Genomic DNA, 615 nt, shown 5'->3' with positions numbered 1-615 from the left:
TGCAGCGTGCTGCTGGCGGTCTCCGGCAAGGAGCCGTTCAAGGCCTTCGACGTGCTGTTCACGTACGGCACCGCCTCGGACGGCCAGGTGGGCATCCTCAACCGGGCCACCACGTACTACCTCGCCGGTGTCGCCGCCGCCTTCGGCTTCCGGATGAACCTCTTCAACATCGGCGTCTACGGCCAGTACAAGCTGGGCGTGCTGTTCGCCGCCTTCGTCGGCAGCCAGGTGGACCTGCCCGCGATCCTGCAGATCCCGCTGCTGCTGCTGACCGCCATGGCGGTCGGTGGCCTGTGGGCGAGCATCGCCGGTCTGCTCAAGGTCTACCGCGGGGTCAGCGAGGTCATCTCGACCATCATGCTCAACGCGATCGCGAGCGCCGTGGTGACGCTGCTGTTGGTCCCCGGCATCTTCGCGCCGGAGAAGGGCACCACCACCAACAGCATCCAGACGGACCCGATCTCCGCCTCCAGCCACTTCTTCACGCTGGAGACCGCCGGTGGCACCCTCTGGGGCTTCCTGGTGATCGCGGTCCTGGTCGGCATCGTCTTCCAGTTCACCCTCAGCCGCACCCGGTTCGGCTTCGACCTGCGCGCCACCGGCCGCTCGGAGACG

The 615-nt window shown here is 67.5% G+C and carries 1 protein-coding gene; it reads left to right on the top strand.

Translation table 11 applies throughout. The features are described 5' to 3' along the window. The coding region (locus ABD323_RS43740; protein ID WP_425556362.1) for an ABC transporter permease at nucleotides 1–615 on the top strand (615 nt) is incomplete at both ends.

The organism is Kitasatospora nipponensis (assembly GCF_039528135.1).
GTDB lineage: Bacteria > Actinomycetota > Actinomycetes > Streptomycetales > Streptomycetaceae > Kitasatospora > Kitasatospora nipponensis.
Note: the sequence above shows the minus strand (reverse complement) of the source record. Positions and strands in the feature narration are given on the sequence as shown.